Origin of the sequence: uncultured Psychroserpens sp., from assembly GCF_947492715.1 — a bacterium.
In the GTDB taxonomy this organism is placed as follows: Bacteria; Bacteroidota; Bacteroidia; order Flavobacteriales; family Flavobacteriaceae; genus Psychroserpens.
Genome location: NZ_CANLNS010000001.1, coordinates 694,968 through 710,968, shown reverse-complemented (window position 1 = coordinate 710,968; position 16,001 = coordinate 694,968). Strand labels below are relative to the sequence as shown.

General features: G+C 34.0%; 13 protein-coding genes. 10 read left to right on the top strand and 3 right to left on the bottom strand.

Going from position 1 to position 16,001, the window contains the following annotated elements; genetic code table 11:
- The first annotated feature begins 9 nt into the window (after window positions 1–9).
- The 10 genes from panD (at window position 10) to Q0787_RS03220 (ending at window position 13,499) form a co-directional block, all read left to right on the top strand.
- Window positions 10–360, top strand: a complete 351-nt coding sequence (gene panD / locus Q0787_RS03265; RefSeq protein WP_298900794.1) for an aspartate 1-decarboxylase — start codon at window positions 10–12, stop codon at window positions 358–360.
- Window positions 361–364: 4 nt separating this feature from the next.
- On the top strand, window positions 365–1,318 hold the full coding sequence (locus Q0787_RS03260; RefSeq protein ID WP_298900793.1) for a lysylphosphatidylglycerol synthase transmembrane domain-containing protein: 954 nt from the start codon (window positions 365–367) through the stop codon (window positions 1,316–1,318).
- Window positions 1,319–1,354: 36 nt separating this feature from the next.
- Window positions 1,355–2,500 carry an alpha/beta hydrolase-fold protein gene (locus Q0787_RS03255; protein ID WP_298900792.1) on the top strand — a complete coding sequence of 382 codons (1,146 nt, stop codon included), beginning with the start codon at window positions 1,355–1,357 and terminating at the stop codon, window positions 2,498–2,500.
- Between the two features lie 82 nt (window positions 2,501–2,582).
- Window positions 2,583–3,761, top strand: coding sequence for an alpha/beta hydrolase-fold protein (locus Q0787_RS03250; protein ID WP_298900791.1), 1,179 nt, complete (start codon window positions 2,583–2,585; stop codon window positions 3,759–3,761).
- Between the two features lie 200 nt (window positions 3,762–3,961).
- Window positions 3,962–5,320 (top strand): DNA repair protein RadA, encoded by a 1,359-nt coding sequence (radA, locus tag Q0787_RS03245; protein ID WP_298900790.1) that lies wholly within the window; start codon window positions 3,962–3,964, stop codon window positions 5,318–5,320.
- A 235-nt stretch (window positions 5,321–5,555) separates the two neighbouring features.
- Entirely contained in the window at window positions 5,556–6,143 is a 588-nt protein-coding gene (locus tag Q0787_RS03240) for a hypothetical protein (protein WP_298900789.1), read from the top strand.
- 288 nt (window positions 6,144–6,431) lie between these two features.
- Entirely contained in the window at window positions 6,432–9,836 is a 3,405-nt protein-coding gene (ileS, locus tag Q0787_RS03235) for an isoleucine--tRNA ligase (protein ID WP_298900788.1), read from the top strand.
- Window positions 9,837–9,841: 5 nt separating this feature from the next.
- The gene (locus Q0787_RS03230; RefSeq protein WP_298900787.1) at window positions 9,842–10,219 is read left to right on the top strand and encodes a TraR/DksA C4-type zinc finger protein; all 378 of its coding nucleotides are present in this window, start codon (window positions 9,842–9,844) and stop codon (window positions 10,217–10,219) included.
- A gap of 118 nt (window positions 10,220–10,337) precedes the next feature.
- The gene (locus Q0787_RS03225) at window positions 10,338–10,952 is read left to right on the top strand and encodes a lipoprotein signal peptidase (RefSeq protein ID WP_298900786.1); all 615 of its coding nucleotides are present in this window, start codon (window positions 10,338–10,340) and stop codon (window positions 10,950–10,952) included.
- A gap of 234 nt (window positions 10,953–11,186) precedes the next feature.
- Window positions 11,187–13,499, top strand: a complete 2,313-nt coding sequence (locus Q0787_RS03220; RefSeq protein ID WP_298900785.1) for a T9SS type B sorting domain-containing protein — start codon at window positions 11,187–11,189, stop codon at window positions 13,497–13,499.
- Between the two features lie 5 nt (window positions 13,500–13,504).
- Here the strand turns inward: Q0787_RS03220 and Q0787_RS03215 are convergent, their stop codons facing one another.
- From Q0787_RS03215 to rimK, 3 genes are read right to left on the bottom strand one after another with little or no spacing between them, the layout of a single operon-like run.
- Complete coding sequence (locus Q0787_RS03215; protein WP_298900784.1) at window positions 13,505–14,068, bottom strand: 5-formyltetrahydrofolate cyclo-ligase; 564 nt, start codon at window positions 14,066–14,068, stop codon at window positions 13,505–13,507.
- Complete coding sequence (locus Q0787_RS03210) at window positions 14,061–15,032, bottom strand: succinylglutamate desuccinylase/aspartoacylase family protein (RefSeq protein WP_298900783.1); 972 nt, start codon at window positions 15,030–15,032, stop codon at window positions 14,061–14,063. The genes Q0787_RS03215 and Q0787_RS03210 overlap by 8 nt, the downstream gene beginning before the upstream one ends.
- Window positions 15,033–15,908 (bottom strand): 30S ribosomal protein S6--L-glutamate ligase, encoded by an 876-nt coding sequence (gene rimK / locus Q0787_RS03205; protein ID WP_298900782.1) that lies wholly within the window; start codon window positions 15,906–15,908, stop codon window positions 15,033–15,035.
- Window positions 15,909–16,001 lie beyond the last annotated feature (93 nt).

Here is a 16,001-nt window from a genome sequence, read left to right as displayed (position 1 = left end):
CTTTGCCACATGCAAATTCAAGTCGTAAAATCTAAGATTCACAGAGTAAAAGTAACGGGAGCAGAACTTAATTACATTGGTAGTATCACTATTGATGAAGATTTAATGGAGGCTGCGAATATTATTCAAGGTGAGAAAGTTCAAATTGTTAATAATGATAATGGAGAACGCTTAGAAACATATTGTATTCCTGGACCACGCGGTAGTGGTGAAATTACTTTAAATGGAGCAGCAGCACGTAAAGTTTCTGTTGGCGATACACTTATTTTAATCACTTATGCGTTTATGGACATTGAAGACGCGAAAGTATTTAGGCCTTCATTGGTGTTTCCTGATGAGGCAACTAATCTTTTAAAATAGACTTTTGGATAAAAAGACGAGTAAAATCCTGAAAATAACACTGCCTTTATTATTAGGAGTGGCTTTGGTTTGGTATTCTCTGTCTAAAATTTCAATTGAAGAACTCGTAACCTATTTCAAGAATGCCGATTATGGTTATATAGGATTAGGTCTATTCTTTGGCTTTTTAAGCCATTTGTCTCGTGCATATCGTTGGAAGTTTATGATAGAACCAATGGGGTATACGTTGAGATTACCCAATAGTATAATGGCTGTATTTGCAACTTACCTAGTTAATTATACCATCCCTCGCGCTGGAGAAATTACTCGAGCCACTATCTTAACAAATTATGAAGGTGTTCCTTTTGAAAAGGGATTTGGAACTATTGTTGCAGAGCGTATAGCCGATATGGTTGTAATGCTAGTGATAATTGCAGTAACATTGTTTTTGGAGTTTGATTTTATCTATCAGTTTTTTGTTGAACGCTTTGATCCTTCTAAAATTATAATTGGAATCATAGGTCTTATCATTTTTTGGGTCTTATTATTTTTATTCATTAAAAAAAGTCAGTCCAAATTTGCAATTAAAGTACGCACATTTTTAAGTGGTTTACTTGAGGGTATATTGAGTATTTTTAAAATGAAACACAAGTGGGCGTTTATTTTTCACACACTATTCATTTGGACCATGTATGTCCTTATGTTTTATATAACCACTTTGGCTATTCCTGCAACTTCCCATTTACCATTAGCTGCAATTTTAATTGGTTTTATTTCTGCAAGTTTTAGTATTGCCGCAACCAATGGTGGAATTGGATCTTATCCAGTAGCCGTATACGCGGCATTTTCAATTTTTAATATTGCTAAAGAACCAAGTATTGCTTTTGGTTGGATTATGTGGTCTTCGCAAACATTTATGATTATTGTACTAGGTGGTTTATCTTTAATTTATCTGCCAATTTACAATAGAACTAAATAATTTTTTACCTTGCTTTATTATTAAACCTAGCTTGTCATGAATAAAACTATACTATTTATACTCTGTGGCCTGTTTTTTCAAATAGCGTCTTCTCAGGTCATTTATGAGACTATTGAATCGTCTAAACTAGGAGAATCTAGAGAGATAAAAATACAATTACCAAGAAATTATGACCCCGAGGGAGACATTTTATATCCCTTAGTTGTTGTGTTGGATGGCGATTATTTGTTCGAGCCTATGATTGGTAATGCAGATTATCATTCTTATTGGGGAGATATGCCAAGGTCTATCGTTGTTGGTGTTAATCAAGCTAAGTCACGTGATTCTGATTTATCTTATAGTGACGAATTTGGTTTCCCTTCTGATGATGGAGGTGCGCAGTTTTTTGAGTTTATAGGACAGGAATTGATACCTTATATCAATGATAATTATTTAACGTCGGATTTTAGAATTATGGTTGGCCATGACCAAAGTGCTAACTTTATAAATTATTGGCTGTTTAAGGATAAACCATTGTTTAGAGGATATATCGCATTTAGTCCAGACTTAGCGCCAGATATGGCTACTCGTTTACAAGAAAAACTGTCAACAACCACAGAAGATACCTTCTATTATTTAGCAACTGCCGATAACGATGTTAAAAGCCTTAGAGAAGATATTTTAGAATTCAATACAGCTTTGGCTGGAATTGAAAACGATAAATTGCATTATAGATTTGACGACTTCACAGATGCAGATCATTATTCACTTGTTGGTTTGGGTATCCCTAAAGCTATCAATGAGATTTTTGGATTGTATAAGCCTATTAATAGGAAAGAATACAAAGAAAAAATGCTCACTTATGAAGGAAGTCCTTACGATTACCTCATGAAAAAGTATGAGGATATTGAATTTTTCTACGGGTTTGAGAAGAAAGTTGTAGAAAATGATTTAAGAGCTGTACTTGCTGCGGCCAAGAAGAAAAATGACGTTGAAGCGCTTAAGAATTTATCAAAATTGGCTCGTAAAGAATATCCAGAATCCATGATTAGTGCCTATTATGCTGGGCAATATCATGATATGAATGGTAATACAAAAAAAGCACTGCAAAGTTACCAGTCTGGTTTATTGCTGGAAGAATCTGAATTTATTTCTAAGGATATGTTGCTAGATTTAATCTATGACATTCAAGACCAAAATTGATTAATTTGTGCATTTCGTCGAATAAATTGGCATTTTAACTTAATTTAGGTATATTTACATTCCCTAAATTAACCTACTTAAGATGAAAAATGCCTTAATTTTTGTCTTCTCTTTATGTTTTTGTGTCCAATTATCTGCACAAATCGTTTATGAGAAATTTGAATCAAGAAAATTAAACTCTTCTAGAGATTTAAAAATCAAACTTCCCGATAGTTATGATCCTGAATCAGAATTAAAACACCCTGTTATTATTGTGTTTGATGGAGAATATTTATTTGAACCTGTATGTGGACAAGTAAGTTTTCAAACACATTTTGATGAAATGCCAGAATCTATTGTTGTTGGTATCGTTCAAGGCAAAGAACGCTTTTATGATAGTTATTTTGATGAGGTATCTGGACTTCCATTTGAGTCTGGAGATCGATTTTATAAGTTTATTGAACAAGAGTTAATCCCTTATATCGATGCTAATTACAATACCAGTAAGTTTAAAGTTGCAGTAGGGCATAACCTCATGGGGAATTTTATCAATTCATTTTTATTCCATGAAGAACCTGTGTTTCAGGCATACATTAATTTAAGCCCAGATTTTAAAGGTACTATGAGCCAAAATGTTGCTACGCGATTAGAATGGTTGGACGATGATATCTTTTATTATATGGCCACATCTGATAGGGATATTAAATCCATTAGAGATATCGTTAGAAGTACTGATCAAAGTTTAAAAACTATTGATAATCAAAAATTAACCTACTATTTTGATGAACTTAAAGGTGATTCTCATTATCAATTGGTGACTGGGGCGTTGTCAAAAGCAATGGATAGAATTTTCGAATTATATAAACCACTTGATGATAAAGAAATCAAAGAAAAAGTAATGCCATATGATGGAACACTAGACGATTACATTGTAGATAGATATAAACGTATCGATGATTTGTTTGGCATTTATAAACCTATTTCAGAAGAAGAACTGCAACAGCTTATAATAGCAGCTGAAGAACGCGATGATCTCGAATCAGTTTATAAAATTGGAAAACTTGCTAATAAACTAAACCCGAATTCATCATTTGGTACTTACCATATGGCTTTATACGCCGAGAAATTGGGGAAAACAAAAAAAGCACTAAAATTGTACGAATCTGCCCTTACTTTAGAAGATATGGCACATATTGATAGAGCGTTTATCATGTCTCATGTTGAAGGATTAAAAGTGGTTGATGACGATACAGAAACAGAAGAGGACGATGAAGAAAACTAAAATAAGTATATACTCGACAGACTATTTTTTTGAGTGGTTATATCGTAAAATAAAACACTTTTTATTTTCAAATATGCCTTCAAAAGTGATTGCTTTAAAAATAATGGCTCTAGCAAGTTGGTTTAAAGATATCAATTAAAATAGTTTAATTTAGCTGAAATTCTAATTTGAACCTTTCCGTTTTTCGCGGAAAAATAAATATGGCTAAATTAAAAACGACTTTTTTTTGTCAAAACTGTGGCTCCCAATATGCCAAGTGGCAAGGACAATGCACTGCATGTAAAGAGTGGAATACGATCACAGAAGAAGTAATTCAAAAACCCGAAAAAAGTGATTGGAAAACACCTTCAGATACTTCGAAACGTGTTTCAAAGCCGCTTAAAATTAATGATATAGATACGTCTCAAGAGGCGAGGCTTAACACCCTAGATGAAGAGTTTAATCGTGTTCTTGGAGGTGGTTTGGTTCCTGGGTCTCTAACACTTTTAGGTGGTGAACCTGGCATTGGAAAAAGTACTTTGCTATTACAAGTTTCGTTAAAATTACCTTTTAAAACATTGTACGTATCAGGTGAAGAGAGCCAAAAGCAAATAAAAATGAGGGCTGAACGTATTAACCCGAATACAAACAATTGCTACATCTTAACCGAAACAAAAACCCAAAACATTTTCAAACAAATTTCAACGCTTCAACCCGATGTTGTTATTATAGATTCTATACAAACCTTGCATAGTGATTACATTGAGTCATCATCTGGAAGTATATCACAAATAAAAGAATGTACAACAGAACTAATTAAATTTGCAAAGGAAACGGCTACACCTGTAGTTTTAATAGGGCATATCACAAAAGATGGGCATATTGCAGGTCCGAAAATATTAGAACACATGGTAGATACTGTTTTGCAGTTTGAAGGCGATCGTAATCATGTGTTTAGAATTCTAAGAGCACATAAAAATAGATTTGGTTCTACTAATGAACTCGGTATTTATGAAATGCAAGGTTCTGGACTAAGAGAGGTTTCTAATCCTTCTGAAATTTTAATTTCAGCCAAAGACGAGGAACTTTCTGGTAATGCTGTTGCGGCTACTTTAGAAGGAATGAGACCCTTAATGATAGAAGTGCAGGCTTTAGTGAGTACTGCGGTTTATGGAACGCCGCAGCGAAGTGCAACAGGTTTCAATGCTAAACGATTAAATATGCTTCTTGCTGTTTTAGAAAAGCGTGCAGGATTTAGACTGGGAGCTAAAGATGTTTTCTTAAATATAACAGGAGGTATTAGTGTTGATGATCCTGCTATTGATCTTGCTGTAGTTGCAGCCATTTTATCTTCTAACGAAGATGAGGCCTTAGAGAAGGATGTTTGTTTTGCTGCTGAAGTTGGTTTGTCTGGAGAGATAAGACCCGTTCAACGCGTGGAACAACGTATTTTAGAAGCCGAAAAGCTAGGCTTCTCAACTATTTTTGTGTCGAAATACAATAAAATTTCATTAAAAAATACCGTTATAAAAGTCCAACTTATTTCTAAAATTGAAGATTTGGTAGAGTTCATAGTTTGATGCTTGATTCTTTTTTTATAATTTTATAAACGTTATATCGAAAATTAACATATGTTAATTCATATGTAAAGAATACTGGTTAGGTTTGCAACTCCAGTTAATAACTAAAAATAATCCCTAATTAATAGCAAACTGAAAAGAAGCAAGCGTCTTAAAGGACCTTGCTTTTTTTAATTTATAATATCGCCTAAAAATTTATAACTTGGAGCAATTGAAACACGTTAATCGAACTTGAATGAAAAAGAAACATAAAATTTCAGAATATATTATTCAACTCACTTTAGTAGTGCTTGGTGTCTTCCTTGGTATTTTAGCTTCAGAGTGGAACGCTTCAAAAAATCTAGAGAATAATCATAAAGAGGTTTTAAAAAATATAAAATTAGAAATAAAATCTAATTTAGAAATTGTAAAAAACGCAAAGAAAAACAGAATTAAGTTTAATAAATCTCTTGACAGTTTACAGCCTTTACTAACTAATGATTTACTTAATGAGAATTTATTTGATAGAGAGTTTAATGAACGATTTCCTAATTGGAGAGGTGTAGGAAGTGGCGAATTATCTAATGCCATGTTCGAAATGGCAAAATTTAGCAATATGCTGTCTAGTATGGATGTTGCTGTCGCGACGCAATTATCTAGAACGTATGCAGCTCAACAAGGATTGAATAAAACAAGAGATACGTTTTTAAGTAAGTTTTTTGATTTTAATTCAACCGCAAAATATTCAGATGCCTTGCGTTTGATGTGGTCAATACGGCAAGAATTAGGTAGTTATGAAAATATGCTTATAGATGAATATACTAAAACTTTGGAGATGCTATAAATCTAAATTTACTCCAATAGGGATGTGACTTTTTAAAACTTTAGTGTCTAAATACTGAACACGAATTTCGTATGTATTTCCAATGAAAAACACTAAAAGAGTCTTATCCTTAATAGCATTATTAATTATTTTTAAGGTGGTGTTTTTTTAGTTGAATTTTATAGAATGCATCAGTATAAGATAACATCTTATCAAACTACAAGTATTACAGTCTCTTTTTTGCTTACAATAAACTTATAATTTTCTCAAAATTCCTTAATTTCGCGACTCGATTAGAATATTGATACTATGAGCGCTAACTTTCCTGAATATAAAGGACTTGACTTACCAAAAGTTGCAGAAGACATCCTCAACTATTGGCAAGAGAATGACATCTTTGAAAAAAGTATCTCTACTAGAGAAGGCAATACACCATTTGTCTTTTTTGAAGGGCCTCCGTCTGCCAACGGATTGCCTGGAGTACACCACGTTTTAGCACGTGCTATCAAGGATATTTTTCCGCGATATAAAACCATGAAAGGTTACCAAGTGAAGCGTAAGGCGGGCTGGGATACTCATGGCTTACCTATAGAACTTGGTGTAGAAAAAGAACTCGGAATTACCAAAGAAGATATTGGTAAAACCATTTCTGTTGAAGATTATAATGCCGCTTGTCGTAAAGCTGTAATGCGCTATACAGACGTATGGAATGACCTCACCCAAAAAATGGGCTATTGGGTAAATATGGACGATCCGTATATTACTTATGACCCAAAATATATGGAAAGTGTTTGGTGGTTATTAAAGCAAATCTACGATAAGAGTTTACTCTACAAAGGCTATACCATACAACCGTACTCGCCAAAAGCAGGTACAGGATTAAGTTCGCATGAGCTTAATCAACCTGGAACATATCAGGATGTGACTGATACAACTGTAGTTGCTCAGTTTAAAGCAAATGCAAATACGTTGCCTGACTTTTTACAAGATGAAGGTGATATCTATTTCTTAGCTTGGACGACGACACCTTGGACATTACCTAGTAATACAGCTTTAACGGTTGGACCAAAGATTGATTATGTGTTGGTTGAAACCTATAATCAGTATACATTTCAGCCAATGAATGTGATTTTAGCTAAGAAATTGGTTAACTATCAATTCTCTGGAAAGTTCAATTTGGTAGAAAACAAGGCAGATTTATTAGCCTATAATTCGGGTGATAAGAAGATTCCATATTATGTTGTGAAAGAATTTAAAGGCACAGATTTAGTTGGAATTACTTACGAGCAATTATTACCGTACGCACTTCCTAATGACAATCCGGAAAATGCCTTTAGAGTGATTTCAGGAGATTTTGTAACGACCGAAGATGGTACAGGAATTGTACACACAGCACCAACTTTTGGAGCCGATGATGCCCTTGTTGCGAAGCAAGCTACACCAGAAGTACCACCATTATTAGTAAAAGACGAGAATGGTAATTTAGTGCCTTTAGTAGACTTACAAGGTCGTTTTAGACCAGAATTAGATGAGTTTGCTGGTAAATATGTAAAGAGCGAATATTACAGTGATGGTGAAGCGCCAGAGCGCTCAGTTGATGTAGAACTTGCTATTAAATTAAAAGAAGAGAATAAAGCCTTTAAGGTTGAAAAATATAAACACAGTTATCCAAATTGTTGGCGTACTGATAAACCTATTTTATACTATCCGTTAGACTCTTGGTTTATCAAAGTGACAGATGTAAAAGATAGAATGCATGAGTTGAACAAAACCATTAATTGGAAACCTAAATCAACTGGTGAAGGGCGTTTTGGAAACTGGTTAGCAAATGCAAACGACTGGAATTTATCACGATCTAGATATTGGGGAATTCCGTTGCCAATTTGGAGAACCGAAGATGGTAAAGAAGAATTATGCATTGGCTCTGTTGCAGAGTTAAAATCTGAAATGGCAAAAGCCGTTCAAGCTGGGGTACTTTCAAAAGATATCTTCGAAGATTTTAAAGTTGGTGATTTTTCCGAAGAGAACTATGCTCATATTGATCTACATAAAAATATTGTTGATGAGATTATTTTAGTTTCTGAAAGCGGTCAACCTATGACCAGAGAAAGTGATTTAATTGATGTATGGTTTGATTCTGGGTCAATGCCTTATGCGCAATGGCACTATCCTTTTGAAAATAAGGAACTCATTGACGATAATAAGTCATTTCCTGCAGATTTTATCGCCGAAGGTGTCGATCAAACAAGAGGATGGTTCTATACATTACACGCTATTGGAACGATGGTATTCGATTCTGTAGCGTATAAAAATGTGGTGTCTAACGGATTGGTATTAGATAAGAACGGACAAAAAATGTCTAAACGACTTGGTAATGCAACCGATCCTTTTGAAACCCTAGGTAAATATGGTGCCGATGCAACACGTTGGTATATGATTATGAATGCCAATCCATGGGATAATTTAAAGTTTGATTTGGATGGTATCGAAGAAGTGAGACGTAAGTTTTTTGGAACCCTTTATAACACATATTCGTTCTTTACATTATATACAAATTTAGATAAATTCACCTATAGTGAAGCCGATATTCCATTGGCAGAAAGACCTGAAATTGATCGTTGGATTTTATCAGAGTTACATACATTGATTCAGAAGGTAGACGATTATTATGCCGAGTATGAGCCAACTAAAGCAGCAAGAGCTATTTCAGATTTTACACAAGATTACTTAAGTAATTGGTATGTGCGTTTAAGTAGAAGACGTTTCTGGAAAGGCGATTATCAATCTGATAAAATTTCGGCATATCAAACATTATATACATGTATGGAGACCATTGCAAAGTTGGGAGCGCCAATAGCACCTTTCTTTATGGATCGTTTATATATGGATCTTAATTCGGTAACACAAAAAGAGACATTCGAGAGTGTGCATTTAGCAGAATTTCCAAAATACGATGCGTCTTATGTTGATAAGAGCCTAGAACGTAAAATGGAAAGTGCTCAAACAATTTCTTCTCTTGTATTGTCGTTAAGAGCTAAAGAAAAGATAAAAGTAAGACAGCCGTTACAGAAAATTATGATTCCTATTGACAGTCAAACTCAAAAGGATGAAATTTTAGCGGTTTCAGATTTAATCAAGTCTGAAGTTAATGTTAAAGACGTTGAGGTTTTAGAAGATGCTTCAGATATATTAGTGAAACAGATTAAGCCAAACTTTAAAGTTTTAGGACCTCGTTTTGGTCAGGATATGAAGGCTGTTGCTCAGGTAGTTAACGAATTTACAGCAGAAGATATCAAAAAAATCGAGCAAAACGGCGTTTTAAACGTTGAAGTTAATGGAAAAAACATTACTTTAGAACAATCTGATGTTGAGATTACCTCTAAGGATATAGAAGGATGGCTTGTGGCAAGTTCAGGAGCATTAACCGTAGCCTTAGACGTTACTCTAACAGAAGATTTGAAAAAAGAAGGTATTGCTAGAGAGCTAGTCAATAGAATTCAAAATTTAAGAAAAGATTCTGGTTTTGAACTCACTGATAGAATTGCAGTACAGTTTAAAAAAGACGAACAAATTATTAACGCAATAAACACAAATTTAGAGTATATAAAAACCGAAACTTTAACCGAAAAATTAGAGATTTTAGATGACTTAAATAATGGTATAGAAATTGCTTTCGATGATGTAAATACCAAATTGTTTATTAAAAAAATGTAGAAATTATGCCTGATAAAATAAGATATTCAGATAAGGATTTAAACGAGTTCAAAGGACTTATTCAAGAAAAAATAGATAAGGCGCAACATGATTTAGAATTGATTAAAAGTGCCTATATGAACGATCATAATAATGGTACTGATGATACATCACCAACCTTTAAGGCGTTTGACGAAGGTAGTGCTGTTATGAGCAAGGAGTCAAATTCCCAGTTGGCAATTAGACAAGAAAAATTTATTCGCGATTTAAAAAATGCGCTAATTCGTATTGAAAATAAAACCTATGGTATTTGTCGTGTAACAGGGAAGCTAATAAACAAAAAACGTTTAGAATTAGTACCGCATGCTACGTTGAGCATTGAAGCTAAGAATATGCAAAAATAAATAGCATAAACTATAAATAAAACGTCTCATTCGAGGCGTTTTTTTATATATAACAATTGTATGGCCTCATTAACGTTAACAATAATAATACTATTTTTGTGATGCCTAAACCTAAGCAATGTCTTTAAAAAAAGCCACTTTACTTATCGTAATTATTTTACTTATTGACCAGATAAGTAAATTCTATATTAAAACACATTTTGCACTCAATGATAAATTAGAAATATTTAGCTGGTTTCAAATTGCATTTGTAGAGAATGAAGGTATGGCTTGGGGAACAAAAATTAGCGATTTTATTCCTTCAATTTCTGATAGAACGGCAAAAGTTTGTTTGACTGTTTTTAGAATTTTAGCCGTTATCGGAATAGGGTATTGGCTCAAAAAATCTATAATGAATAAGAACTCCAGAATTTTGATTTTTGCTATTGCTCTTATTCTGGCTGGCGCATTAGGGAATATTATTGACTCTGTATTCTACGGTGTGATTTTTGATTCCAGTCACGGTCAAATTGCTACTTTTATGCCAGAACAGGGTTATGACTCTTTATTTCATGGTCATGTGGTAGATATGCTTCACTTTCCTATGTGGAGTGGTGTATTACCAGATTGGATTCCGTTTTATGGAGGGCAATATTTTACCTTTTTTGACCCAGTTTTTAATATTGCAGATATGGCCATTAGTACAGGTATTGGGATATTAATTTTCTTTAATAAACGCGCTTTTAAATCTTGAGCCCCTTGAAATCACTGGAAGTTTGAGTTCTTGAGAAAGATTCTAATGAGGTGTCATCAAAACAAATTGAAATACTTCTTCTAAAAAATATTATATACACGCAACCTTTTTACAAAGCAAGAGTCTAGTAAGTGTAATGCTTATAATATTAACGGTTTTCGTTGTATTTTTCTAAAGTATGGTTGTTTAATTATGTCATTTTTATTATCTGAATGTAGGTTAAAGAAAAGAAAGATGGAGCTTCTTTTTAAAAAAGTAGTGCCTCTTATTTTCGTGCTTTTTTCTTCTTTGGTGTGTTCTCAGAATGAAGCGAATATTTGGTATTTTGGTAAATATGCAGGACTAGATTTTAATAATGGAAGTCCAGTTATTTTATCGAATAGCCAAATGAATGCTCGAGAAGGTAGTGCAGTGATGTCTGATTTTGAGGGTAATTTGTTGTTTTATACAGATGGTATTACAGTGTGGAATAGAGCACACGACATAATGTTTAATGGAGAAGGTTTAAAAGGTGGTTTAAGTAGTTTTCAATCGGCTATTATAGTACCTAACCCACAAGACACAAATATCTATTATATTTTTACCATCGATCATGAAACTGAACCTAATGGCCTGCAGTACTCTGAAGTTAATATGACACTAGATGATGGACTTGGTGGCGTAACATCAGCAAAAAATATTTTTTTACATAGCCCAACCCCAGAAATGATTACAGCCACTAAAAGTTCAACGTCTAATGAATATTGGATAGTGAGTCATAAATGGGATGCTAATGAGTTTATAAGTTATAATGTGTCGGCAGCAGGAGTAAATCACACTGCTGTAATCAGTCCGGGTGGAGCAAATATTGGAGCAAATGATCATTCTAATGCTTTTCAAGGATCAATGAAAATCTCTCCTGATGGTACTAAACTGGCAATAGGTAGTGTGCATTTAGCACTTCAGTTATTTGATTTTGATGCCTCAACAGGAGCGGTTTCTAACCCTATTACATTAGATAGTGACGACATTTATAGTGGCGTTGAGTTTTCTCCAAATAGTAAGGTACTATACTCCGTAGCAAATAGCTTTATATATCAGTACAATTTACAAGCGCAGCCTACATCTGGTATTATTAGCTCTAAGTTTCAACTTAATACAGATCAATTCATGTATTTTGGTGCTCAATTGGCTCCAGATGGTAAAATCTATATCGCCAATAGAGATAGTCCATATCTTTCAGTTATAGAATATCCAAATAATTTAGGTGGAATAGGTGCTAATTTCATAAGTGATCATTTATATTTAAATGGAGCAATCTGTAAGGAAGGACTCCCTAATTTTGTACCAACATTTTTTTTAGATCGTATTCGATTTGACCCAGCTTGTTTTGGTTCAAGTACGCAGTTTTCTTTAACAAATAATAGAGCGTTTGACACCATTATTTGGAACTTTGATGACCCAGCCTCAGGTGCTAATAATATATCAACAGATGTGACGCCTTCGCATGTTTTTTCTGCACCAGGAACTTACGAAGTTTCCGTTAACCTAATTAATGGTACTCAAACTTTATCGTTATACCAAACCGTCATCATATATGATACTCCTGTAGCACATCACGCAGAGGATTTATATGTTTGCTATGGCCAAGACATTGATCTAAGTATTCAAAATACATCTATTCTAAACGGACAGTCACCAACCGCAACTACCCTTACATATCACTTATCACAAATTGAGGCTGACAATAATACCAATCCTATTGGCACTAGTTTTGTAAACACTTCAAATCCGCAAATTATATACGCTAGATTAGAACTTACAGGTTTTCCATATTGCTATGATACGACATCGTTTCAAGTCAACGAAGTGGGTGATTTTTCTTCTTTATCAATGGCAGACACGTGGTATTTGTGCGAAGATGGTAGTGTAGAAATTATTGCAGATGATGGATATGATAGCTATTTGTGGTCAACGGGAGAAATAAGCTCATCAATTATAGTAGATGCTCCAGGTAACTACACGGTAACTGTTTCAAATAATTATGGAGATGTTATTTGCAATACAATGAAAACTGTAACAGTCATTGCCTCTAATGAAGCAACCATAACAGAAATAGAAACAATAGATTTAACAAACGGAACGAATGCAATTATCGTTAATGTTGAAGGTAATGGAGATTACGAATATTCTATAAATGGATTTGTTTTTCAGGACTCTAATACGTTTACCAATCTTAGCGCATATGACTATACTGTTTATGTAAGGGATAAACGAGGTTGTGGAATAGTGTCAGAATCAGTCTATCTCTTAGGATATCAAAAATATTTCACACCAAATGGGGATGGGTATCATGATACTTGGCAAATTATTAATGGATTTAGAGAGCCAATAAATAAGATATTTATTTTTAATCGATATGGTAAACTCTTAAAAGAGCTAAGTGCTACTGACATTGGCTGGGATGGCACTTTTAATGGGACGAAAATGTTAAGCAGTGATTATTGGTTTGTACTTGAAAGACAAAACGGGAAACGATATTCTGGGCACTTTACCTTGAAACGTTAAGTTATTTAAAAAGTGAAAATAGTATCGGCTGTCACGCAATAATCCAACCTAATATCATCTGGTGCAGTTTCAAAAACCTCAGTTTCAGCATCAAAAAAAGACAAGCCTATTTTAATCGTTTCAGGTTTACATTTGGCTAAAAATCTGTCGTAAAACCCTTTGCCATAACCAACACGATTGCCTAATCTATCAAAAGCTAATAACGGAATAAAGACGACATCAATTTGAGAAGTATCAATAGGAATACCGTTTATTGGTTCAGGAATATTCCATTCATTTTTTTTAATTTTTGTGTTATCGGTAAGTAAATAATGAGACATTTCTAGGGTAGAAAAATCGCTTTTAGAGATTACTATATGTTTGTCTTTACCAGCAAGAATGTTTAAAATATATGCAGTATTTACTTCCTTGTGTTCTTCAATAGACAAGAAAATGTGATAGAAATTAAAGTCCCAAATAGTCAAGGTAAGAAGTTGATTTGCAATTTGTAAACTTCGCTCCTCTATGTGTTCTTCTGAAAGTGTCTTCCGAAGTAATTTATATGTTTTTCGCAATTCGGCCTTAGTCATTCTTTAAAGCTGTTGAAATATGAAAAATAGCGTCCCCTTGATAAATAATTGGCGATTCGTTAATATTAAAGATATAGCCATCATTTGGTGCTTTGACGAAGTGATTAAAACTTCCATAAGGATCTGTAATATGACCAATAACATCTCCCTTAGAAACATGTGCGTTAATTTTCACTGAAGACTTAAACATTCCAGAGTAGTTAGCACGAATCCACTTACTGTTTGAAATAAATACACATGATTTTTTAGGCTCAGAAACCTTAAACTTGCTACTAAGCATATCTAGATGATTCAATACGCGCTTTGCACCATTAACACCAGTATTGGTAATAGTATTATCAATATTGAAGGACTTTCCTCCTTCAAAGAGTAAAACAGGAATGCCTAATTTGTAGCAGGTATTTCGAAACGATTTATTGAGGTTTTTAGAGTATAGAACAAAAGGAGCGCCAAATACTTGGGCTAGTTTTTTTAGATTCTTTTCACCTTTAATGATTCTTACCTGAGCAGCATTGAAGCGATCGGCTCCACCAGTGTGAAAATCCATTACCAAATCTGCATGAGGTAAAATTTCAGTGACTAATTTAAAGGCAACTCTACTGGCTAACGATCCTCCTTTTATTCCTGGAAATACGCGATTCAAATCACGACCATCAGGAAATTCACGATCCATATGTATAAACCCGAAAACATTAATAACAGGAACACAAATAATGGTTCCTCTTTTCGGTTTGTTAATCCCTTTAGCAATAATTTGCCTAACAATTTCAACGCCGTTAACTTCATCTCCATGAATACCAGCCGTAATTAAAACTGTAGGTCCAGGTTTTTTAGAACGCTCAATAATTACCGGAACATCAATGGTATTTTGTGTATGGAGTTTAGCCACATTGAAGCTAACTGTTTTACTTTTTCCTAAGGCAACATTTTCGCCTAAAATTTCTAATATGTCTTTGTCGCTCATTTATTTTCTATTACGTTCTATAAACGTGATGATGGCTCTAGCAATATTTTTTTCTGTTGCAGTTTCTATCCCTTCCAATCCTGGTGTAGAATTTACTTCTAATAGTAAAGGGCCACGTCCAGATTGCAACATGTCAACACCACAAACGGGTAATTTCAATGCTCTTGAAGCATTCATTGCTACGCGTAATTCATCGGTATTTAATTTTATGATGGAGGCAGTTCCACCACGATGTAAGTTTGATCTAAACTCACCTTCTTTTCCTTGCCTTTTCATTGCGCCAACTACTTGTCCGTCAACAACAAGTGCTCTAATATCTGCGCCTTTAGCTTCTTTAATATATTCTTGTACAATCACTCTAGCTTGGAGCCCATTAAATGCTTCCAAAACAGATTCTGCGGCATTTTTAGTTTCGGCTAATACAACTCCTAAACCTTGAGTACCCTCTAGAAGTTTGATAATTACAGGAGTTCCTCCAACATGCTCAATAACTTCTTCAACATCTCTAGAATAGTTAGTAAATACCGTTTTTGGCATCCCAATGCCTGCTTTGCTTAAGCGTTGCAGGCTTCTTAATTTATCTCGAGATCGCAATATTGCATCTGAAGTAACAATTGTAAAAACGCCCATCATTTCAAACTGTCGTACCAAAGCGCAACCATAAAAAGTAACTGAAGCACCAATTCGAGGTATGATAGCATCTACATAATCTAAATAACGATCTTTATAGTAGATGGTTGGCTTCTCTTTTTCAATAATAATATCGCATTTAAGAGGGTCTATAACCTCCATCTCGTGACCTCGATGTTCACCTTCTTTCACCAAACGTTGCGTAGAATATAACTGCGGATTTCTGGATAAAATAACAATATTCATAAGAGGTGTTTATAGTGTTTGACTTTTCGCATCAATCAAACTCAATTTACTATGTTGCAATATACTAAAATAGGTTAGTATTTAATTTTTACA

Coding starts and splice junctions, on each gene's coding strand:
- panD (WP_298900794.1), top strand. CDS start 10: ATGCAAATTCAAGTCGTAAAATCTAAGATTCACAGAGTAAAAGTAACG.
- Q0787_RS03255 (WP_298900792.1), top strand. CDS start 1,355: ATGAATAAAACTATACTATTTATACTCTGTGGCCTGTTTTTTCAAATA.
- Q0787_RS03250 (WP_298900791.1), top strand. CDS start 2,583: ATGAAAAATGCCTTAATTTTTGTCTTCTCTTTATGTTTTTGTGTCCAA.
- radA (WP_298900790.1), top strand. CDS start 3,962: ATGGCTAAATTAAAAACGACTTTTTTTTGTCAAAACTGTGGCTCCCAA.
- Q0787_RS03240 (WP_298900789.1), top strand. CDS start 5,556: ATGAAAAAGAAACATAAAATTTCAGAATATATTATTCAACTCACTTTA.
- ileS (WP_298900788.1), top strand. CDS start 6,432: ATGAGCGCTAACTTTCCTGAATATAAAGGACTTGACTTACCAAAAGTT.
- Q0787_RS03230 (WP_298900787.1), top strand. CDS start 9,842: ATGCCTGATAAAATAAGATATTCAGATAAGGATTTAAACGAGTTCAAA.
- Q0787_RS03225 (WP_298900786.1), top strand. CDS start 10,338: ATGTCTTTAAAAAAAGCCACTTTACTTATCGTAATTATTTTACTTATT.
- Q0787_RS03220 (WP_298900785.1), top strand. CDS start 11,187: ATGGAGCTTCTTTTTAAAAAAGTAGTGCCTCTTATTTTCGTGCTTTTT.
- Q0787_RS03215 (WP_298900784.1), bottom strand. CDS start 14,068: ATGACTAAGGCCGAATTGCGAAAAACATATAAATTACTTCGGAAGACA.
- Q0787_RS03210 (WP_298900783.1), bottom strand. CDS start 15,032: ATGAGCGACAAAGACATATTAGAAATTTTAGGCGAAAATGTTGCCTTA.
- rimK (WP_298900782.1), bottom strand. CDS start 15,908: ATGAATATTGTTATTTTATCCAGAAATCCGCAGTTATATTCTACGCAA.